The following is a 21,000-nucleotide window of genomic DNA, read 5'->3' as shown; positions in this document are numbered from 1 at the left end:
CTACACATTGAATACGTGACCGCTGTAGGAAAGCCGCAGCGCGCCGGAAGGGGTGAGATTAAATTTGTTCATCAGCATCATGAAGCCGAAGGTGCCGGGGATAGAGACAAAAGCGGCAATGCTTAATAGCCCGGAAACCATTTCCGCATCACGGTGCAGCGCATAAACAACGTAATAGGTAAATACTGAACCAAATACGTCCATGGCGGTAAAAGAACAAATATAAATTAAAATATGCTGACGAAATATCCTTATTTTGAAAGAGGAAATAAGATCAATAACCAGGTACTTTAAATGATTTAAAAGACCGCGGCTGCGTTGATTATCCGGTTGAAATTCATATTCTTCGCGTACGTCTTTGGCTTCCCAGGTGCAGGCCCAGGTTGCTAATACCGCAACACAGTAAATGACTGCGAAAACGAGGCCAGTCAGGGTGTAGGTGAAGGCATTATCCTTACCGGTATATTGCATAATAATGCCGGGAACCGACACGGCCAGAAAGCCGCCGAGCGAGGAGCACATCATTCGCACGCCGGACAGTCGCGTGCGTTCGCTGAACCGGTTGGTCATCTCAGCGGCCAGCGTCTCCCAGGGTACCAGCACCATGGCGGACAGCAGCTCAATAGAAAGATAGGTGCCCAGATAGTACCAATAGTTCATATCGGTTATCCAGACGAGGGCATAGAGGAACATCAGCGGTGAGCCGATCAGCAGGAAGAAACGGCGGCGGCCAAATTTACGACCAAGCCAGGTATTGCCGAAATTATCCGTGATGTAGCCCATCACTGGACTTAAAATAGCATCAATAATACGCGCAATGGCAAATATTGAGCCGGCCTCTAATACGCTTAAGCCACAATACGTAGTGTAAAAAAATAAAAGCCATGTTCCTATAACGGCAAAGGCGCCGCCGCCAAATAAATCGGTCACGCCGTAGCCAATGGCAGTGCCATAGCCAACGCGACGCTCGGTTGGTTTCACCATGATATTATTATTCCTGTACTGGTAGGGTGTCAGTGCAGAGTTGCCCCTGCACCTTATATTATTGACAGCAGGAAAAATCGGATAACGATCACTCGGTGATATTCACCCATTTCCTCAATAGTGACGATTGGTAAATGGCATTAACCATCTGTAATGATTTTGCCGCTTCGCGAATATCGCAGAAGGTGGCGGAGGCGGTGTTGTCGAGCGCCTGGTAGAAATGCTGTATCGCCTGCTGGTGGCCAATCCCCCAGTAGCTTTTGCCGATACCGTCCGGCGAGGCATCGCTGGCTATCAGCGTGCGCGTATCGCCGCAGACTTGCCACAGCGCGTTGTCAGTCAGGCGCAGCATACCGTGCTCGAACTCCAGCTCCAGCAGCAGCGGTGAGTCGCTGGTGTGGCAGTTACTGGCGTAAAACAGCCCGCGCGCGCCGTTGTTAAAGCACAGCGTCACCATCGCGCTGTCTTCGGTTTCTATTTCATCGGCCAGCAGAGTGCTGTCGACCACGCCCTTCAGGCACCGCACGCCTGCACCAAACCACTGCATCAGGTCTAGTGTATGGATGGCCTGGTTAATCAGCAGACTACCGCCTTCGGTGGCAAAACTGCCGCGCCACGGGCTGGCGGCGTAGTAGTTGCCGGAACGTGACCAGGTGAGCACCGCTTTTATGGCGCGCAGGTTGCCAAGCCGTCCTTCCTCAACGCAGCGTTGAATCGCCAGGCTCGTGGGGTTAAGGCGGTTCTGATAACAGACGCCCACGTGGCGTTGGGCCATCGCGGCGGCGGCCTGAATGTCGGCTACCTCCTGCGGGTTCATCACCACTGGCTTTTCGCAGAATACCTGTTTCCCAGCCGCGAGTGCGGCAAGGATCATCGGCTTATGCAGATAATGCGGCGTGCAGATGTGTACCACGTCAATGGCGGCATCCAGCAGCATTTCATGATAGTCCTGATAAAACTGACAGCCATAGTCGGCCGCCAGCCGGCTCCCTTTTTCACTATCAATATCGACTACCGCGCGCACCACCGCGCCCGGTACGTGGCGCAGCGCATCCACGTGACAGGTGTGGATAGCGCCACAGCCAATAATCGCTGCATGACGTGTTTTCATCGCCGCCTCCTGTTATTCCACCGCGTTCGCCAGCATTTGCGCTTTCACGCACAGCTCGGCCGCTTTAAACGTGTGCGCCTGGGTCATGGCATTCTCCGTACGGTGCAGACAGTCCTGAATCAGCTGACCGAAGTAGGGGAAGCCCACCTGTCCGGCCACCGGGTAGCGGAACTCGCCTTCTCTGTTGACCAGGTACACCACGTCCTGCTCGCCGCGGGTGATGTCGACGTATTTGCGGATTTCGATGTAGCCCTCGGTGCCGAGCAGCGTCAGACGGCCATCTCCCCAGCTGGAAAGGCCGTCTGGCGTAAACCAGTCGCAGCGGAAGTAGCCGGTTGCGCCGTTGTCGCCCGCCAGCATCGCGTCGCCGAAGTCTTCAAACTGCGGGTACTGCGGATGGTTGACGTTACGCACCTGGCTGGCAACGATACGCGCATCGCTGTTGCCGGTGTAAAACAGAAATTGTTCAATCTGGTGGCTGCCGATATCGCAGAGGATGCCGCCGAAGAATTCCTTTTCGTAGAACCAGTCCGGGCGGCCTTCCCCCTCGCGATGCGGGCCGACGCCGAGCGTTTGCATCACTCGGCCAATCGCGCCCTGCTGCACCAGTTGCCCGGCAAACACCGCGCTCTCGACGTGCAGACGCTCGCTGTAATAGACCGCATATTTCCGCCCGGTCTCCGCCACTTTGCGTTTAGCGGCTTCCAGCTGGGCGAGGGTGGTTAACGGTGCTTTGTCGGTAAAGTAGTCTTTCCCGGCGTCCATCACCTTTAGCCCCAGCGCGCAGCGCTCGGACGGTACGGCGGCACCGGCAACCAGCTGCACGCTGCTGTCGTTGAGAAGGGTCTCCAGCGTCGGCGCAATCTGCGCCTGCGGGTACTGCTGAACAAATTTATCAACTTTCGCGGGGTCGGGATCATAAACCCACTTGAGCGTGGCGCCAGCTTCAATCAGCCCGTTACACATGCCGTAGATATGGCCATGGTCCAGCGCGGCGGCGGCAATAATAAACTCGCCTTCGCCGACGACCGGCTGCGGTTTGCCCACCGGGGCGTAGTTCATACCGTCTTTGATGCTCATGTTTATGCTCCTTTGTCCAAATCTTTACCCAGCGGGATTGCGCCCACCTCAGAGAAATTTTCCACCGACGCGCCTTTTTCATAGAAATGAGGGGCGAGGGAAACCAGGCCTCCGGTTTTATACCAGGGCTCATCCGGGCTGACGGGCAGCGTCACCACCCGCCCGGTTATTGAGGATTGATAAATGGCGGTAATCAGCTCCAGCGAACGCTTGCCCTGCACGCCGTCAATCAGCGGTTCGCCGCATTGCTCAACGGCATTGAGCAGGTCGTTAATCTGCCCGGTATGCAGCGTGTACTTGAGCTTTGGCGTATTGCGGAACAGCGCATCCAGCCGGGCTTCGCGTGCATCGTCGTGCTGTTCTTGCGGGAAGCCGTTATCGGCGGACACGCTGGCCCACACGTCCCAGGGCGCCGAGACGCGCGCTTTATCGCCCTGAATAACGATTTTCTGATCTTCGCCGTGATGCACCACCGAGGCGGTCAGCTGAGTCAGCGCACCGCTGTCGTAGCGGAAAATCGCGGCGGAAAGATCTTCCACTTCGGCGTTGTCGTGGGCGACGTTGGTCATCATCGCCACCACTTCTTTCGGGAAGCCGAGCATCCACTGAATAGCATCGATATGGTGTACCGCATGGTTGAGGGTGCAGCCGCCGCCCTCTTTTTCCCACGTGCCGCGCCACCACAGGTCGTAGTAGCAGTGGCCGCGCCACCAGAACGAGTCCACCTGCGCGTGGCAGATTTTCCCCAGCTCGCCCGAATCCACCACCTGCTTTAAGCGCCAGAAGGCGTCGGTAAAGCGGTTCTGGGCAATAATGGAGAGTATTTTGCCGCTGGCGCGCTGGGCGGCGATCATCGCGTCGCACTCCTCCAGCGACGCCGCCATTGGCTTTTCACACAGCACGTGTTTCCCGGCGCTGAGGGCATCAATACTGATTTCCGCGTGCACATACGGTGGGGTGCAAACGTCAACAATGTCCACTTCAATACCGGACGCCAGCATTTCCTGATGGCTGCTGAAGACGCGGGCGTCGCTCAGCCCGTAACGCGTCTTTTTCTCGTGTGCTTTTTCCGGGTAAATATCGACCAGCGCAACAATCTGGCAGCGGTCAGCAAATGCTTGATATCCCTGAATATGGTTGTGTGAGATGTTCCCGGTTCCCACAATCGCAATGCGTAGCATGTCGTTTTCCTCTTGCGCGTTACCAGGTGCCTGAGGCATCAAGCGTTTTGCTTTCGACCTGCTTGTCGACGGAGCCCGCGATGCGCTCATCAAGCAGTTGTTTAAACCGTGCTTCGTCGAACGGCAGGTCAACCCAGCCGTCGGTCCAGGTCGACAGATGCATCGCGTTGGAGAGCGTCAGACCGTGAATACCGTCGGTACCCGGTGCCAGCAGCGGCGTACCGTGCAGCACCGCGGCGGCAAAGTTGGCTGTGATGACGTGGTGATCGCTGCACTCCGGCGCCACAGGGATAGTGACTTCCCAGCACTCCGGCTCGCCGAAGCCGTTTTCCCAGCGCGCGTTAAAGGTGGTTTCCGATTCGCGCAGCCGCCAGAAGCGCAGCTTGCCGTCTTCCACCACCACTTTGCCGCGATCGCCAGCGATCTCCAGGCGGTTGGTGCCCGGCGCTTCGGCGGTGGTGGTAATGAAGACCCCGGTGGCGCCGTTGGCGTATTCGGCGTAGGCGGTCACTTCGTTTTCGACTTCAATATCGCGATGCTTGCCGAACTGGCAGAACGCGCGCATGCGCACCGGCATACCGACCAGCCACTGCCATAAATCGAGCTGGTGGGGGTCCTGGTTGAGCAGCACGCCGCCGCCTTCGCCTTTCCAGGTGGCGCGCCAGCCGCCGGAGTTGTAGTAGCTCTGCGAGCGATACCAGTTGGTGATGATCCAGTTGGAACGACGCAGTTCACCGAGTTCGCCGCTGTCTATCAGGTCTTTGACCTTCTGGTATAGCGGGTTCGGGCGCTGGTTGAACATCATGCCGAACACCACGTTGCAGCCGCGGGAAAATTCGTTCATTTCGCGCACCTGCGCGGTGTAAACGCCCGCGGGTTTTTCGCACAGCGTGTGAATGCCGTTGCGCATGGCCAGCATTGACAGCCCCGGGTGGTCGTAGTGCGGCGTGGAGACAATCACTGCATCAATCAGGCCGCTGTTCAGCATCGCTTCGGCGTCGCTGAACAGCGTGACGTCCTCGCCGACCAGCGTGCGAATCGCCGGATGCTTGCTGAGGTTGTTGTCGCACACTGCCGTCAGGCAGGCCTCTTTCACCGTACCTGCCAGCAGGTAGCGGGCGTGAACGGTCCCGATGTTACCCACGCCGATAATGCCAAAACGCACCTTATCCATGTTGCACCTTACGTGATAGGAATGACTGAAATCTGAAAATAGGGAAGGCGGTGAAGGCCGACAAACGGAATTTGTGAGAATGCTCGCAGGTAGAAAAGGAATATGCGCGGAGAACTGAAAATCGGTTTTAAAATCAGTGAACTGCATCTGCAAAAATTTGCAAAATATGATTGCGAGCGAGGTCACACAATGGCAGGCAAGCTAAAAATGGATGAAATAGCCGCCCGTACCGGCTACTCCATCAGCACCGTTTCCCGGGTGCTCAGCGGCAAATCCTACACCAGCGACAAGGCGCGAGAGTCTATCGTCCAGTGTGCTCGCCAGCTTGGCGTGCTCGATTCGCTGGCAAACGGTCGTCTGCTGATTAACGGCATTGCGGTGTTTGCGCCAGAGCGTACTTTCCAGGGCCGGGGCGATACGTTTTATCTGGAAGTGACGAAAGGCATCGCCGAGGCCAGCGCGCCGCATGACGTCTGGATCAGCCACTGTGCGCTGGAAGAGCAGCACGCCGATGTGAAGCTGTTCCTCGAAAAAGCCGGCCAGAAGAATATCAACGCGGTGGTGATTATCGGCACGGACGACCCGACGATCCTTAAGCTCGCCAGCACGCTGAATAAGCCGTGCGTGCTGATTAACTCTATCGATCGAGAAATGGCGCTGGACTGCGTTTCTCCCGATCATCGGGCTATCGGTTTTACCGCGATGCGCTACCTCTTCGAACAGGGGCATCGGCGCGTCTTGACCATGACCTGCCTGCGGCGGGAAACCCTCTATGCCCGATTGGACGGTATTAAGGAGGCGTACCGCTATTACCATGTACCGTTCAATCCTCAGCATGACTTATTGGTCACCGAATGGTTCACGGCAGAAGAGGCGGAGCGGGCGCTGGACGCCTGGCTGAAGGCGCACGATCGTGCGCTGTGGCCGGATGTGATCTTTCCGAACAGCACCAGCATGACTGAGGGGGTGATAAATGCTTTGCAACGCCACGGCCTGCGCGTTCCGCAGGATATCTCACTGATTACCACCGATTTTACGTGGAATCTGCAAAACAGCCTGTCGACGCCGGTGACCGGCATTCGCGTGCCGTGCCGCGATTTGGGCATCGAAGCCGTGCATCTGCTGCAAACGCGGCTCAACCGGCCACAGTCGCCGGTCTACAACCTTTTATTGCAGGGGAAAGTCATGGACTTTGGTACCGTGGCGAACGCCACGCGGCATGCGGCGCGCGTGGCGCTGGACGGTTAGCCCTGGAGCTGAGGCGGCAGACACACGCCAATGCCGCCGATGCCGCAGTAGCCGTACGGGTTTTTGTGCAGATACTGCTGGTGCTCATCTTCCGCATAATAGAATGGTTTCGCGGCGGCAATTTCGGTCGTGATGTCCCGCGCGTCGCCCGCGCTGCGCATAGCGTCCTGGAACTGCTGCAGGCTAGCGTGCGCTTCCCGATCCTGCTCCGGCGTTAGCGGGTAGATGGCCGAGCGGTACTGGGTGCCGTGGTCATTGCCCTGGCGCATTCCCTGAGCCGGGTCGTGGTTTTCCCAGAATACTTTTAGCAGTTCGCCGTAGCTGACTACCGCGGGGTCGTATACCACGCGTACCGCTTCGGCGTGCCCGGTTTGGCCGCTGCATACTTCCCGGTAGGTCGGGTTTGGCGTGTAGCCGCCGGTATAGCCCGCTGCGGTGCTGTAAACGCCGGGTAGCTGCCAGTACAAGCGCTCAACGCCCCAGAAGCAGCCCATCGCGAACAGCGCGACCTCCATACCTTCCGGTACGTGGGTCATTGAGTGTTCCGTCACAACATTGAGCGTAGCGACCGGCATGGGTGTATTTCTTCCGGGTAGTGCATCCGATTGAGATACAATATTTTTTTTGTCAAACAAGCTCATGAGGATGGCCTCCGGGGAACAGTAATTTCCGTTAAGGTTGTAACCTGACGTGTCTTTTAACACAATAAACGCGCCGAATACGTCTAAATTTAAACATAAGAATAATTTGGGGCTCTGTCTTTATTTCAACCCGACAAAGAGTGGGTTTTTTGTGCTGACGTTGAATGTCGCGCGCCGTCAGAGCGTGAAACAGACAAAAACGCAGTCGTGGCCGCGGAGCGGACTTTCGTTTCCCGTTGGGGTGGGAACAAGGATATTCAGGAGAAAAAGTGCGACAAATCGGCCATTTATGTGTGGTGAGCCTACTGTTGACCAGCGGCATTGCCAGTGCAGCAAACATCCGTCTACAGGTTGAAGGGCTTTCCGGTGAACTACAAAAAAATGTGCGAGCCCAGCTTTCGACGATCGACAGCGATGAGGTGACGCCGGATCGCCGCTTCCGTGCGCGCGTGGACGATGCCATTCGTGAGGGGCTAAAGGCGCTCGGTTATTATGAACCGACCATCGACTTCGAACTGAAGCCGCCGCCGGCGAAAGGCCGTCAGGTGCTGCTGGCGAAAGTGACGCCGGGGGAACCGGTGCGCATTGGCGGCACCGATGTCATCCTGCGCGGCGGGGCGCGCACCGACAGCGACTATTTAGCGCTGCTGAAAACCCGGCCGAAAATCGGCACGGTGCTCAATCATGGTGATTACGATCATTTCAAAAGTTCGTTAACCAGCGTGGCGCTGCGTAAAGGCTACTTTGACAGCGAGTTTAAAAAGAGCCAGCTTGGCATTGCGCTCGACCGCCATCAGGCGTTCTGGGACATTGACTACGACAGCGGCGAACGTTACCGCTTCGGCGATGTGACCTTCGAAGGTTCGCAGATTCGTGAAGACTATCTGCAGCATCTGGTGCCGTTCAAAAAAGGCGATGACTACCAGTCCAGCGATCTGGCTGAACTGAACCGTCGTCTGTCAGCGACCGGATGGTTTAACTCGGTAGTGGTGGCGCCAGAGTTTGATAAATCCCGAAAAACTAAGGTTTTACCGCTGCATGGCGTTGTTTCGCCGCGCAGCGAAAACACCGTAGAGCTGGGCGGCGGTTTTTCTACCGACGTGGGACCACGAGTGAAAGCGTCATGGCGTAAACCGTGGGTTAACTCCTACGGCCACAGCCTGACGACCAGCGTCAGCGTCTCGTCGCCGGAACAGCAGCTCGACTTCAGCTACAAGATGCCGTTGCTGAAAAATCCGCTGGAACAGTACTATCTGGTGCAGGGCGGTTTTAAAAGCACCGACCTCAACGACACCAAAGCGGACTCCACCACGCTTGCCGTCTCGCGTTTCTGGGATCTGTCCAGCGGTTGGCAGCGGGCGATTAACCTGCGCTGGAGCCTCGACCACTTTACCCAGGCAAACGTCACCAATACCACGATGCTGTTCTATCCTGGCGTGTCTATCAGCCGCACGCGTTCGCGCGGTGGTTTGATGCCAACCTGGGGCGATTCTCAGCGTTACTCGATTGACTACTCCAATACCGCATGGGGTTCGGACGTCGACTTCTCGGTGATTCAGGCGCAGAACGTTTGGATTCGCACCCTCTACGATCGCCACCGCTTCGTGATGCGCGGTAACCTCGGCTGGATTGAAACCGGCGACTTCGATCGCGTACCGCCGGATCTGCGTTTCTTCGCCGGCGGCGACCGCAGCATTCGCGGTTATAAATACAAATCCATCGCCCCGCGGGATGATAACGGCAAGCTGATTGGTGCCTCAAAGCTGGCCACCGGCTCGCTGGAGTATCAGTACAACGTCAGCGGGAAATGGTGGGGGGCGGTGTTCGTCGACGGCGGTGAAGCGGTCAGCGATATTCGCCAGAGCGACTGGAAAAAAGGCGCGGGCGTGGGCGTACGCTGGCAGTCGCCGGTGGGGCCCATCAAGCTCGACTTTGCCGTTCCGGTCGGCGACAAAGATGAACATGGATTGCAGTTTTATATCGGTCTGGGGCCTGAGCTATGAAGTTATGGAAAAAAATAAGCCTCGGGGTACTGATTTTTCTGGTGCTGCTGCTCGGCATCGTCGGCTTCCTGATTGGCACCACCACGGGTTTGCATCTGCTGTTTAACGCGGCGAACCGCTGGGTACCGGGGCTGGAAATTGGCCAGGTAACCGGCGGCTGGCGTGACCTGACGCTCAAAAAGGTGCGCTATACCCAGCCGGGCGTGGCGGTAGATGCCGGTGAGTTTCATCTTGCCGTTAACCTCCGCTGCCTGTGGCACAGCAACCTGTGCGTGAACGACATCGCGCTGCGCGACATCAACGTGGCAATCGACAGCAGTAAAATGCCGCCCGCTGCGCCGGTAAAGGAAGAAGACAGCGGCCCGCTGAATCTCTCCACCCCGTATCCCATCACCCTGAACCGGGTGGCGTTGAATAACGTCAATATCAAGATTGATGATACTACGGTGTCGGTCATGGACTTTTCCAGCGGCCTGACGTGGCAGGAGAAGAACCTGACGCTGACGCCGACGACCTTGCAAGGGCTATTGATCGCGCTGCCGAAAGTCGCCGATGTGGCGCAGAAAGAGGTGGTTGAGCCGAAAATCGACAACCCGCAGCCGCAGGAAAAACCGCTGGGCGAAACCCTGACCGAGCTGTTCTCCAAACCGGTGCTGCCGGAGATGACCGACGTTCATCTGCCGCTCAACCTGAATATCGAATCCTTTAGCGGTGAGCAGCTGCGCATCACCGGCGACACCGACCTGACGGTGTACAAAATGCTGCTGAAGGTGAGCAGCATCGACGGCAACATGAAGCTCGACACGCTGGACATCGACTCCAGCCAGGGCACGGTGAACGCCAGCGGAACCGCGACGCTCATTAACGACTGGCCGGTCGACCTGACCCTCAACAGCACGCTCAATATTGACCCGCTGAAGGGGGAAAAGGTGAAGCTGAAGGTGGGCGGCGCGGTGCGCAAGCAGCTGGAAGTGGGGGTTAACCTCTCCGGCCCGGTTGATATGGCCATTCGGGCGCAGGCGCAGCTGGCAGAAGCCGGGCTGCCGTTCAACCTTGAGGTCAACAGCAAGCAGCTGTACTGGCCATTTACCGGCGAGAAGCAGTTCCAGGCCGACGATCTGAAGCTGAAGTTGGGCGGCAAGATGACCGACTACACGCTGTCGTTCCGCACCGCAGTGAAAGGGCAGGGCGTGCCGCCGGCGGATATCACGGTGGATGCCAAAGGTAACGAACGCCAGGTGAGCCTCGATAAGTTCACCGTGGCGGCGCTGGAAGGCAAAACCGAGCTGACCGCGCTGCTGGACTGGCAGCAGGCGATCAGCTGGCGCGGCGAGCTGGCGCTACGCGGGATTAACACCGCGAAGCTGGCACCCGATTGGCCGTCGAAGCTGGACGGGCTTATCAAAACCAACGGCAGCCTGTACGGCGGCAGCTGGCAGATGAACGTGCCGGAAGTGAAAATTACCGGCAACGTGAAGCAGAACAAAGTCAACGTTGACGGCGCGCTGCGCGGTAACAGCTACCTGCAATGGACCATTCCTGGGCTGCATGTCGCGCTGGGCAACAACACCATGGATGTGAAAGGCGAGCTGGGGGTGAAAGACCTCGAGCTTGACGCCAATATCGATGCGCCGAAGCTCGACAACATGCTGCCGGGGCTCGGCGGTACCGCCAAAGGGCTGGTGAAGGTGCGTGGTACGGTTGACGCGCCGCAGCTGCTGGCCGATATCACCGCACGCGGCCTGCGCTGGCAGGCGCTGTCGATTGGCCTGGTGCGCGTTGATGGCGACGTGAAATCCACCGACCAGATCGGCGGCAACCTTGACGTGCGCGTTGAACGCATCGTTCAGCCGGACGTCAATATTGGGCTGGTACATCTGGCGGCGAAGGGCAACGAAAAGCAGCATTCCTTGCAGTTGCAAATTCAGGGCGAGCCGGTCTCCGGCCAGCTGGCGCTGGCGGGTAGCTTCGACCGTAAAGAAGAACGCTGGAAGGGCGCGTTAAGCAATACCCGCTTCCAGACGCCGGTCGGCCCGTGGTCTATCAACCGCGATATCGCGTTGGACTACCGCAATCTGGAGCAGAAAATCAGCATCGGGCCACACTGCTGGGTGAACCCGAACGCCGAGCTGTGCGTGCCGCAGACGATTGATGCCGGCGCGGCGGGGCGCGCGGTGGTGAATCTTAACCGCTTCGACCTGGCGATGCTCAAGCCGTTTATGCCAGAGGAAACCCAGGCCAGCGGCGTATTCAGCGGCAATGCGGATGTGGCATGGGATACCACCAAAGAAGGGCTGCCGCAGGGCAAAGTGACGCTCTCCGGGCGTAACGTTAAGGTGACGCAAATCGTCAACAACGCGCCGCTGCCGGTGGCGTTCGATACGCTTAACCTCAGCGCCGATCTGCACAACAACCGCGCCGAGTTGGGCTGGTTGATTCGTCTGACCAACAACGGCCAGTTAGATGGACAGGTGCAGGTTACCGACCCACAGGGACGGCGTAATCTGGGCGGTAACGTCAACGTCCGTAACTTCTCGCTAGCGATGATCAACCCGATTTTCTCGCGCGGCGAAAAAGCGGCCGGTACGGTCAATGCGAATCTGCGCCTCGGTGGCGACGTGAAAAGCCCGCTGATGTTCGGTCAGATGCAGCTTAACGGTATCGATGTGGACGGTAACTTTATGCCGTTCGATATGCAGCCAAGCCAGCTGACAATGAACTTCAACGGCGCGACGTCGACGCTGCAGGGCGAAGTGCGTACCTCGCAGGGGCAGATTAGCCTGAACGGCGACGCGGACTGGCGGCAGATTGAAAACTGGCGCGCGCGCATTGCCGCGAAAGGCTCGCGGGTGCGGATTACCGTACCGCCGATGGTACGCCTTGATGTTTCACCGGACGTCGAATTTAACGCCACGCCGAGCCTGTTTACGCTCGATGGCAGCGTCGATGTACCGTGGGCGCGCATTGTGGTGAAAGAGGTCCCGGAAAGCGCGGTGGGCGTCTCCAGCGATGAAGTGATGTTGAATAACGATCTGCAGCCGAAAGAGACCAAATCGGCATCGATCCCGATCAACAGCAACCTGACTATTCACGTCGGCAACAACGTACGGCTGGACGCATTTGGCTTGAAAGCGCGTCTGACCGGCGATCTGAAAGTTGCGCAGGATAAACAGGGGCTGGGCCTGAACGGGCAGATCAATATCCCGGAAGGGCGCTTCCACGCCTACGGGCAGGATCTGATTGTGCGTAAAGGTGAGCTGCTGTTCTCCGGCCCGCCGGATCAGCCGCTGCTGAATATTGAAGCTATTCGTAACCCGGATGCGACAGAAAACGACGTGATCGCCGGTGTTCGCGTCACCGGTACGGCCGATCAGCCGAAGGCGGAAGTCTTCTCCGATCCGGCAATGTCGCAGCAAGAAGCGCTCTCTTACCTGATTCGTGGACAGGGATTAGACAGCGGTCAGAGCGACAGCGCCGCGATGACTTCCATGCTTATTGGTATGGGGGTTGCACAAAGTGGTCAGGTTGTGGGTAAAATCGGCGAGACGTTTGGCGTAAGTAATCTGGCGCTGGATACCCAAGGGGTGGGCGACTCCTCCCAGGTGGTGGTCAGCGGTTACGTATTGCCGGGTCTGCAGGTGAAATATGGCGTTGGGATCTTTGACTCGTTAGCGACGCTCACGTTACGCTATCGCCTGATGCCTAAGCTGTATCTGGAAGCGGTGTCTGGCGTAGACCAGGCGCTCGATTTGCTCTATCAGTTTGAGTTTTAGCAATGCGAATATTTGTTTACGGCAGTTTACGGCGCAAACAAGGCAACAGCCACTGGATGACCAACGCTCAGTGGCTGGGCGATCACAGCGTGACCGATTATCAACTGTACAGCCTGGGCCACTATCCAGGCGCGGTGCCCGGCGATGGCACAGTACACGGTGAAGTTTATCGGATTGACGCCTCGACGCTGGCCGAACTGGATGCGCTGCGCACCAAAGCGGGCGAATATGCACGTCATCTCATCCAGACGCCCTATGGCAGCGCCTGGATGTACGTCTATCAGCGCCCGGTCGACGGGCTGAAGCTGATAGAAAGCGGCAACTGGTTGGATAAAGACCAGTATTGAATATGACAACAACGCCACCTTCGGGTGGCGTTATTTTTTGGTAAGCCTGATAAGCGCAGCGCCATCAGGCAATAGCGTGCACATTTGTTGGATGGCGGCATTGTCGTATCCGGCCTACAAACAAAAACACCGCCCGAAGGCGGTGTTTTTGTTGGCTCGGGAAGAAATCTTATTTCTTCGCGCGCTCGAAGGAAGCAACGATTTCAGCTTTAGCCGCTTCAGCGTTGTCCCAGCCGTCAACTTTAACCCATTTGCCCGCTTCGAGGTCTTTGTAGTGCTCGAAGAAGTGGGTGATCTGCGCTTTCAGCAGTTCCGGCAGGTCGTTCACATCTTTGATGTGATCGTATTCTTTGCTCAGCTTGGTGTGCGGTACCGCAACCAGTTTCGCATCTTCACCGGATTCGTCGGTCATTTTCAGTACGCCAACCGGACGGCAACGGATCACAGAACCCGGCTGCAGCGGGTACGGGGTCGGGACCAGTACGTCAACCGGGTCACCGTCCAGAGACAGGGTGTGGTTGATGTAACCGTAGTTGCACGGATAGAACATCGCGGTGGACATGAAACGGTCAACGAACAGCGCGCCGCTCTCTTTGTCGACTTCGTATTTGATAGGATCTGCGTTAGCCGGGATTTCGATAACTACGTAGATGTCTTCCGGCAGATCTTTACCCGCAGGGACGTTGAGTAAGCTCATGTCTGTTTCCTTTAGAATGTGTGGCAAACTAGTGCCCGGTATTATAGCCAACTCGCTGCGAAAGTCTTGAGCTGTTTTATCGCGGGCGCCTGCAGACCTGCACTTTTCAGCCCCTTCCGATGACCGAAAAATCCATAAAGTTAGCTGCATACTGAATAAAAACGTGAAACCGTTTACATCACGGTGAAAAATGACCGCACGGCGTGCAAAATTTCCACAAAAACGATAGCCGTCAATGGGTGCGCAACGCCTACTCCTCCCTGAACTCCTCATTGTACCGTTGCTTAACAACTAATTTACTTTTTTGAAGTGTGATGTAACGCATTCCGTTACATACCCTATTGTCTATAGTTTTTCCGCAGATGAATCTCTGACCAACAATAACCCTACGAGGATACCTCTATGTGGAAACGCTTACTTCTTGTTACAGCAGTTTCCGCAGCCATGTCGTCTATGGTCATGGCTGCACCCTTAACGGTAGGATTTTCGCAAGTCGGCTCTGAATCCGGCTGGCGCGCGGCGGAAACCAGCGTCGCGAAGCAGGAAGCGGAAAAACGCGGCATCACGCTGAAGATTGCCGACGGCCAGCAAAAACAGGAAAACCAGATTAAAGCCGTCCGCTCGTTCATCGCCCAGGGTGTGGACGCTATCTTTATTGCCCCGGTGGTGGCCACCGGCTGGGAGCCGGTGCTGAAAGAAGCCAAAGAGGCCAACATCCCGGTCTTCCTGCTCGACCGCTCTATCGATGTGAAAGACAAATCGCTGTACATGACCACCGTCACCGCCAATAACGTGCTGGAAGGGCAGCTGATTGGCGAATGGCTGATTAAAACCGTTGATGGCAAACCGTGTAACGTGGTGGAGCTGCAAGGGACGGTGGGTGCGAGCGTGGCGATTGACCGTAAGAAAGGTTTTGCCGATGCGATTTCTAAAGCCTCTAACATCAAGATTATCCGTTCCCAGTCCGGCGACTTTACCCGCAGTAAGGGCAAAGAGGTGATGGAGAGCTTCATCAAGGCGGAGAACAACGGCAAGAATATCTGCATGGTTTACGCGCATAACGACGACATGGTGATTGGGGCGATTCAGGCCATCAAAGAGGCCGGACTGAAGCCGGGCAAAGATATTCTCACCGGCTCGATTGACGGCGTACCGGATATCTACAAAGCGATGATTGCCGGCGAAGCCAACGCCAGCGTCGAGCTGACGCCAAATATGGCCGGCCCGGCGTTTGATGCGCTGGAGAAATTCAAAAAAGACGGCACCCTGCCGGAAAAAGTGACCCTCACCAAGTCTACGCTGTACCTGCCGGATACGGCGAAAGAAGAGTTAGAGAAGAAGAAAAATATGGGGTACTAAGGGATAACCCCCTCTGATGGCGCTTCACATATCGGGCCTGCAAACCGGTAGGCCTGATAAGCGAAGCGCCATCAGGCAATGCAACCATGCTGGATGGCGACGCTGTCGCGCCTTATCCGGCCTACAGGAGCGAGCCCCTCGCCGAGCGGTGCGGGCTGCAAGTCAGGCACAATACGTCCCCTCTCCCCTTGGGGAGAGGGCCAGGGTGAGGGGGAGCGCACCATGACCACTGAAACCAACCCGGAAATCCTCCGCACCGAGGGGCTCTGTCAGTACTTTCCCGGCGTCAAAGCGCTGGATAACGTCAACTTCAGCCTGCGGCGCGGTGAAATTATGGCGCTGCTCGGCGAAAACGGTGCGGGCAAATCCACGCTTATCAAAGCGCTGACCGGCGTTTATCACCCCAACGGCGGCAGCATCTGGCTTGAAGGCCAGCAAATTCAGCCGAAAAACACCGCCCATGCCCAGCAGCTGGGTATCGGCACGGTCTACCAGGAAGTGAACCTGCTGCCGAACATGTCGGTGGCGGATAATCTGTTTATTGGCCGTGAGCCGAAGCGATGTGGCTTTCTGCGGCGTAAAGAGATGGAGCGACGCGCCACGGCGCTGATGGCGTCCTACGGTTTTTCCCTCGACGTGCGTGAGCCGCTGAACCGTTTTTCCGTAGCGATGCAGCAGATCGTGGCTATCTGCCGGGCGATCGACCTGTCGGCAAAAGTGCTGATCCTCGATGAACCCACCGCCAGTCTGGATACCAAAGAGGTTGAGATGCTGTTCACCCTGATGCGCCAGCTGCGCGATCGGGGCGTTAGCCTGATCTTCGTCACCCACTTCCTCGATCAGGTGTATGCGGTCAGCGATCGGATCACGGTACTGCGCAACGGATCGTTCGTCGGCTGCCGGGAAACGCGCGAGCTGCCGCAAATTGAACTGGTCAAAATGATGCTCGGCCGTGAGCTGGAGCATCAGGCGTTGCAGCGCGCCGGGCGTACGTTACTGAGCGATAAACCGGTCGCCTCGTTCGAGGGGTACGGCAAAAAAGGCACCATCGCGCCGTTCGATCTGCACGTGAGGCCCGGCGAGATCGTTGGCCTGGCGGGATTGCTCGGATCCGGGCGCACCGAAACCGCGGAGGTAATCTTCGGCATTCATCCCGCCGACAGCGGCCAGGCGACGATCAAAGGAAAACCGCAAACCTTGCGATCGCCGCATCAGGCCTCCTGTCTGGGGATCGGCTTCTGCCCGGAGGATCGCAAAACCGACGGCATTATTGCCGCCGCGTCGGTGCGGGAAAACATCATTCTGGCGCTCCAGGCGCAGCGCGGCTGGCTACGGCCGATTCCGCGTAAAGAGCAAAACGAGATTGCGGCGCGCTTTATCCGCCAGCTGGCGATCCGCACGCCCAGCGCCGAGCAGCCGGTGGAGTTTCTTTCCGGCGGCAATCAGCAGAAGGTGCTGCTGTCGCGCTGGCTGCTGACGCGGCCGCAGTTCCTGATCCTGGATGAACCCACGCGCGGGATCGACGTGGGCGCGCACGCGGAGATTATCCGCCTGATCGAAACCCTTTGTGCGGATGGCCTGGCGCTGCTGGTGATCTCGTCCGAGCTGGAAGAGCTGGTGGGCTACGCCGACCGGGTGATCATCATGCGCGATCGCCAACAGGTGGCGGAGATCCCGCTCGCTGAGCTTTCCGTTCCCGCCATCATGAACGCTATTGCGGCCTAAGGAGTTAACCGTGATGCCCCGAACCGTTCCTCAACCCGCTAAGCCCGAGCGCCGTTTCCGCTGGCCACCGGGCATGCCGCAGATTGCGGCGTTAATTCTGGTGCTGCTGGTCGATAGTCTGGTGGCACCGCACTTTTTCCAGGTCACGCTTCAGGACGGCCGCCTGTTCGGTAGCCCGATTGATATTCTCAACCGCGCGGCCCCGGTGGCGCTGCTGGCGATCGGCATGACGCTGGTGATTGCCACCGGCGGTATCGATCTTTCCGTCGGTGCGGTGATGGCCATTGCTGGTGCGACCGCTGCCTCCATGACCGTCGCCGGGCACAGTCTACCGGTTGTGCTGCTGGCGGCGCTGGGTGCCGGCGTGCTGGCGGGGCTGTGGAACGGCATTCTGGTGGCGCTCCTTAAAATCCAGCCGTTTGTCGCCACGCTGATCCTGATGGTGGCTGGACGCGGGGTGGCGCAGCTGATCACCTCCGGGCAGATCGTTACCTTCGATTCGCCGTCGCTGGCGTGGATCGGCAGCGGTAAGCTGCTGTTATTTCCGACCCCGGTGATTATCGCGCTGCTTACGCTGGTGATCTTCTGGGTGCTGGTCCGTAAAACCGCGCTCGGGATGTTTATTGAAGCGGTGGGCATCAACATTCGTGCGGCGAAAAACGCCGGTGTGAATACCCGTATTGTGGTGATGCTGGCCTATGTGCTGAGCGGCGTTTGCGCGGCGATTGCCGGTACCATCGTGGCGGCGGATATTCGCGGCGCCGATGCCAACAACGCCGGATTGTGGCTGGAGCTGGACGCCATTCTGGCGGTGGTGATCGGCGGCGGCTCGCTGATGGGCGGGCGCTTTAACCTGCTGCTGTCGGTCGTCGGTGCGCTCATTATTCAGGGGATGAACACCGGGATTTTGCTCTCCGGCTTCCCGCCGGAGCTAAATCAGGTGGTCAAAGCGGTGGTGGTGATGTGCGTTCTCATCGTCCAGTCTCCGCGATTTATTCAACTGCTGAAGAGGAGGCGGGGGCCATGATAAAACGTCATTTGCCGCTGATGATCACCCTGGGCGTGTTTGTGCTTGGCTATCTCTACTGCCTGACCCAGTTTCCCGGCTTCGCATCGACGCGGGTCATCTGCAATATTCTGACCGACAACGCTTTTTTGGGCATTGTGGCAGTGGGGATGACCTTTGTGATCCTCTCTGGCGGTATCGATCTTTCCGTGGGTTCGGTGATCGCCTTTACCGGCGTTTTCCTTGCCAAAGCGATTGGCTACTGGGGGCTGTCGCCGCTGGTGGCCTTCCCGCTGGTGCTGGTGATGGGCTGCGCTTTCGGTGCGTTTATGGGCTGGCTGATTGATGCACTGAAGATCCCGGCATTTATTATTACGCTGGCCGGGATGTTCTTCCTGCGCGGCGTCAGCTATCTGGTGTCTGAAGAGTCGATTCCTATCGATCATCCGCTGTACGACACGCTTTCCGGCCTGGCGTGGACGATCCCCGGCGGCGGACGGCTAAGCGCCATGGGGCTACTGATGTTGTTGATCGTGGTGCTGGGGATATTTCTTGCCCACCGCACGCGCTTTGGCAACCAGGTCTACGCTATTGGTGGTAACGCCACCTCGGCCAATCTGATGGGCATCCCAACCCGCAGCACCATCGTGCGTATTTATATGCTGTCGACGGGGCTGGCAACGCTGGCGGGCATTGTCTTCTCAATTTACACCCAGGCGGGCTACGCGCTGGCGGGCGTGGGGGTTGAGCTCGACGCCATCGCGTCAGTGGTGATTGGCGGCACGCTGCTGAGCGGCGGTGTCGGTACGGTGCTGGGGACGCTGTTCGGGGTGGGGATTCAGGGGCTGATTCAGACCTACATCAACTTCGACGGCACGCTGAGTTCATGGTGGACTAAGATTGCCATCGGGGTTCTGCTGTTTATTTTTATCGCCCTTCAGCGCGGGCTAACGGTGATGTGGGAGAACCGGCAGAATGCCGCAGTAACCCGCGTCGATGTCTCGCTAACAAAGAACTAACATACTGAAACGCTAAAGTTTTTCCGGTAGCAGCCGATACCAATCATTTACGCCAAACAGTACCCCTGCTACCGGACAACACTATGATGCTAAAAACGCTCTCTATCCGTACCGGCCTGCTGTCCCTGCTCGCCGTGATGACCCTCCTGCTGATCCTGGTCAGCGGCATCGGCATTTATGCTCTCACCCAAAGTTCCGCTTCGCTTCAGCGCATCGACCACCTGCAGAGCGAGCAAATGACCCAGCTCAACGAAGGTTACACGCTGCTGCTGCGCGCGCGTAATGAAGCCAGCCAGGCGGTCAGGCTGATGGAAATCGGTATGCTGGATGATGCGGCGAAAGCCGTTAAAGGCCTGGACGGGGAAGTGGCTATGGCGCAGAAGATCATCACCCGCGTGAGTCAGTCATCGATGGACGATGCCGACGGCGCGAAGCTGATGGCTAATGTGGCGAAAAGCTTTGAAATTTATAACGTTCAGGCGATCAAACCGATGCTGACGGCGCTGAATCAGCAAAATGTCGACAGCTATTATGATCTGCTGGAAAAGACCATGATTCCCGTCTCCCGTCAGTTTGATAACGCCGTTCACGCTTTCCAGGACTGGGGCGAATTGCGCGGGCAGCGCGAAGTGGCGGCGGTGCACAGCACGAAAAATCAGGTACTGACGCTGATGATCATCGCTATCGCGCTGACCGCCGGCGTGATGGCGCTGGGCTGGTTCCAGCTGCGTCATCTGCTGCTGAAGCCGCTGGCGGCGGCGATTGGCCAACTGGAGCGCGTGGCCAGCGGCGATTTAACCCCTGCCTCGCTGGAAGCCAGCGGCGCGGAGATTCAACGCCTGAACGTGGCGATTGCCGGTATGCGCGAGTCGATGATGAACTCGGTGCTGCGGGTGCGTGACGCCAGTTCGCAGATTGATGTCGGCAGCCGTGAGCTGACGGCGGGCAACAACCATCTGGCGCAGCGTACGGAATCCACGGCGACTTCGCTGGAGCAAACCGCCGCCAGTATGGAAGAGCTGACCGCCACCGTGAAGCAGAACGCCGACAACGCCGATCAGGCGCATAAACTGGCGCAGGCGGTTTCCGATACCGCCGATCGCGGCAGCGAGATGGTGTGCTATGTCATTGAGAAAATGCAGGATATCACCGGTAGCGCCAAACGTATTGCCGACATCCTCGGCGTGATTGACGGTATTGCCTTCCAGACCAATATTCTGGCGCTGAACGCTTCGGTAGAAGCGGCCCGCGCCGGTGAGCAGGGGCGTGGTTTTGCCGTTGTTGCAGGGGAAGTGCGGAACCTCGCCAGCCGCAGCGCCGATGCGGCAAAAGAGATTCGCCAGTTGATTGCCGACTCGCAGACTCACGTGAACGAAGGCAGCGACCTGGCGCAGCAGGCCGGGGAAACCATGGACGAGATTGCCGGTGAGGTCATGCGCATGACGAAGTTGATGCGCGAAATCGCCAGCGCTTCGCAGGAGCAGAGCCGCGGCATCGAGCAGGTCAATATTGCGGTGAGCCAGATGGATGAAACCGCGCAGCAGAACGCGGCGCTGGTACAGCAGTCTTCTGCGGCAACCCGCTCGCTGGAAGAACAGTCGCAGGCGCTGACGGCGGCAATGGCGTCGTTCAGGTTGCAGGTGTCTTAATCA

At 57.7% G+C, this 21,000-nt stretch carries 14 protein-coding genes and 2 pseudogenes; 9 read left to right on the top strand and 7 right to left on the bottom strand.

Annotated elements, in window-relative coordinates:
• Positions 1 to 3: 3 nt before the first annotated feature.
• The 5 genes and pseudogenes from H7R58_RS21285 to H7R58_RS21265 all read right to left on the bottom strand — a co-directional run.
• A pseudogene (locus H7R58_RS21285) lies at positions 4 to 984 on the bottom strand (MFS transporter); the annotation flags it as partial.
• A gap of 88 nt (positions 985 to 1,072) precedes the next feature.
• Positions 1,073 to 2,095, bottom strand: coding sequence for a Gfo/Idh/MocA family protein (locus H7R58_RS21280; protein ID WP_182929586.1), 1,023 nt, complete (start codon positions 2,093 to 2,095; stop codon positions 1,073 to 1,075).
• Between the two features lie 12 nt (positions 2,096 to 2,107).
• Positions 2,108 to 3,175 (bottom strand): Gfo/Idh/MocA family protein, encoded by a 1,068-nt coding sequence (locus tag H7R58_RS21275; RefSeq protein WP_182929585.1) that lies wholly within the window; start codon positions 3,173 to 3,175, stop codon positions 2,108 to 2,110.
• A gap of 2 nt (positions 3,176 to 3,177) precedes the next feature.
• Positions 3,178 to 4,356, bottom strand: coding sequence for a Gfo/Idh/MocA family protein (locus tag H7R58_RS21270; protein WP_182934526.1), 1,179 nt, complete (start codon positions 4,354 to 4,356; stop codon positions 3,178 to 3,180).
• Positions 4,357 to 4,375: 19 nt separating this feature from the next.
• Complete coding sequence (locus H7R58_RS21265; protein ID WP_182929584.1) at positions 4,376 to 5,530, bottom strand: Gfo/Idh/MocA family protein; 1,155 nt, start codon at positions 5,528 to 5,530, stop codon at positions 4,376 to 4,378.
• Between the two features lie 189 nt (positions 5,531 to 5,719).
• On the opposite strand from H7R58_RS21265, the gene H7R58_RS21260 reads away from it, so the two are divergent.
• The gene (locus H7R58_RS21260; RefSeq protein WP_182929583.1) at positions 5,720 to 6,778 is read left to right on the top strand and encodes a LacI family DNA-binding transcriptional regulator; all 1,059 of its coding nucleotides are present in this window, start codon (positions 5,720 to 5,722) and stop codon (positions 6,776 to 6,778) included.
• On the opposite strand, the gene msrA is transcribed toward H7R58_RS21260, so the two are convergent.
• Positions 6,775 to 7,419, bottom strand: coding sequence for a peptide-methionine (S)-S-oxide reductase MsrA (gene msrA, locus H7R58_RS21255; RefSeq protein ID WP_182929582.1), 645 nt, complete (start codon positions 7,417 to 7,419; stop codon positions 6,775 to 6,777). The two genes, H7R58_RS21260 and msrA, sit on opposite strands and share 4 nt — an antisense overlap.
• 269 nt (positions 7,420 to 7,688) lie before the next feature.
• On the opposite strand from msrA, the gene tamA reads away from it, so the two are divergent.
• From tamA to H7R58_RS21240, 3 genes are read left to right on the top strand one after another with little or no spacing between them, the layout of a single operon-like run.
• Entirely contained in the window at positions 7,689 to 9,422 is a 1,734-nt protein-coding gene (gene tamA / locus H7R58_RS21250; RefSeq protein WP_106927543.1) for an autotransporter assembly complex protein TamA, read from the top strand.
• Entirely contained in the window at positions 9,419 to 13,195 is a 3,777-nt protein-coding gene (gene tamB, locus H7R58_RS21245) for an autotransporter assembly complex protein TamB (protein ID WP_182934525.1), read from the top strand. The genes tamA and tamB overlap by 4 nt, the downstream gene beginning before the upstream one ends.
• Positions 13,196 to 13,197: 2 nt before the next feature.
• Positions 13,198 to 13,542, top strand: a complete 345-nt coding sequence (locus tag H7R58_RS21240; protein WP_064546942.1) for a gamma-glutamylcyclotransferase family protein — start codon at positions 13,198 to 13,200, stop codon at positions 13,540 to 13,542.
• 169 nt (positions 13,543 to 13,711) lie between these two features.
• Here the strand turns inward: H7R58_RS21240 and ppa are convergent, their stop codons facing one another.
• A complete protein-coding gene (ppa, locus tag H7R58_RS21235) occupies positions 13,712 to 14,239 on the bottom strand; it encodes an inorganic diphosphatase (RefSeq protein ID WP_004109025.1) in 528 nt (175 codons plus the stop codon).
• Positions 14,240 to 14,641: 402 nt separating this feature from the next.
• Between ppa and ytfQ the strand changes: the two genes are divergently transcribed.
• The 5 genes and pseudogenes from ytfQ (at position 14,642) to H7R58_RS21210 (ending at position 20,997) form a co-directional block, all read left to right on the top strand.
• The gene (ytfQ, locus tag H7R58_RS21230; RefSeq protein ID WP_182934524.1) at positions 14,642 to 15,598 is read left to right on the top strand and encodes a galactofuranose ABC transporter, galactofuranose-binding protein YtfQ; all 957 of its coding nucleotides are present in this window, start codon (positions 14,642 to 14,644) and stop codon (positions 15,596 to 15,598) included.
• A 222-nt stretch (positions 15,599 to 15,820) separates the two neighbouring features.
• Entirely contained in the window at positions 15,821 to 17,323 is a 1,503-nt protein-coding gene (gene ytfR, locus H7R58_RS21225; protein WP_182929580.1) for a galactofuranose ABC transporter, ATP-binding protein YtfR, read from the top strand.
• Between the two features lie 13 nt (positions 17,324 to 17,336).
• Positions 17,337 to 18,357 (top strand): annotated as a pseudogene (gene ytfT, locus H7R58_RS21220) (galactofuranose ABC transporter, ATP-binding protein YtfT); the annotation flags it as partial.
• Positions 18,347 to 19,348, top strand: coding sequence for a galactofuranose ABC transporter, permease protein YjfF (gene yjfF / locus H7R58_RS21215; protein ID WP_106927553.1), 1,002 nt, complete (start codon positions 18,347 to 18,349; stop codon positions 19,346 to 19,348). The pseudogene ytfT and the gene yjfF, both read left to right, overlap by 11 nt.
• 86 nt (positions 19,349 to 19,434) lie before the next feature.
• Positions 19,435 to 20,997, top strand: coding sequence for a methyl-accepting chemotaxis protein (locus H7R58_RS21210; RefSeq protein WP_182930676.1), 1,563 nt, complete (start codon positions 19,435 to 19,437; stop codon positions 20,995 to 20,997).
• Positions 20,998 to 21,000 lie beyond the last annotated feature (3 nt).

The organism is Klebsiella sp. WP4-W18-ESBL-05 (assembly GCF_014169075.1).
Classification (GTDB): domain Bacteria; phylum Pseudomonadota; class Gammaproteobacteria; order Enterobacterales; family Enterobacteriaceae; genus Kluyvera; species Kluyvera ascorbata_B.
The sequence above is the reverse complement of the archived record's forward strand: the minus strand, read 5'-3'. Positions and strand labels throughout refer to the sequence as shown.

Coding starts and splice junctions, on each gene's coding strand:
- ytfR (WP_182929580.1), top strand. CDS start 15,821: ATGACCACTGAAACCAACCCGGAAATCCTCCGCACCGAGGGGCTCTGT.
- ppa (WP_004109025.1), bottom strand. CDS start 14,239: ATGAGCTTACTCAACGTCCCTGCGGGTAAAGATCTGCCGGAAGACATC.
- H7R58_RS21260 (WP_182929583.1), top strand. CDS start 5,720: ATGGCAGGCAAGCTAAAAATGGATGAAATAGCCGCCCGTACCGGCTAC.
- ytfQ (WP_182934524.1), top strand. CDS start 14,642: ATGTGGAAACGCTTACTTCTTGTTACAGCAGTTTCCGCAGCCATGTCG.
- H7R58_RS21270 (WP_182934526.1), bottom strand. CDS start 4,356: ATGCTACGCATTGCGATTGTGGGAACCGGGAACATCTCACACAACCAT.
- H7R58_RS21265 (WP_182929584.1), bottom strand. CDS start 5,530: ATGGATAAGGTGCGTTTTGGCATTATCGGCGTGGGTAACATCGGGACC.
- tamB (WP_182934525.1), top strand. CDS start 9,419: ATGAAGTTATGGAAAAAAATAAGCCTCGGGGTACTGATTTTTCTGGTG.
- yjfF (WP_106927553.1), top strand. CDS start 18,347: ATGATAAAACGTCATTTGCCGCTGATGATCACCCTGGGCGTGTTTGTG.
- msrA (WP_182929582.1), bottom strand. CDS start 7,419: ATGAGCTTGTTTGACAAAAAAAATATTGTATCTCAATCGGATGCACTA.
- H7R58_RS21280 (WP_182929586.1), bottom strand. CDS start 2,095: ATGAAAACACGTCATGCAGCGATTATTGGCTGTGGCGCTATCCACACC.
- H7R58_RS21275 (WP_182929585.1), bottom strand. CDS start 3,175: ATGAGCATCAAAGACGGTATGAACTACGCCCCGGTGGGCAAACCGCAG.
- H7R58_RS21240 (WP_064546942.1), top strand. CDS start 13,198: ATGCGAATATTTGTTTACGGCAGTTTACGGCGCAAACAAGGCAACAGC.
- H7R58_RS21210 (WP_182930676.1), top strand. CDS start 19,435: ATGCTAAAAACGCTCTCTATCCGTACCGGCCTGCTGTCCCTGCTCGCC.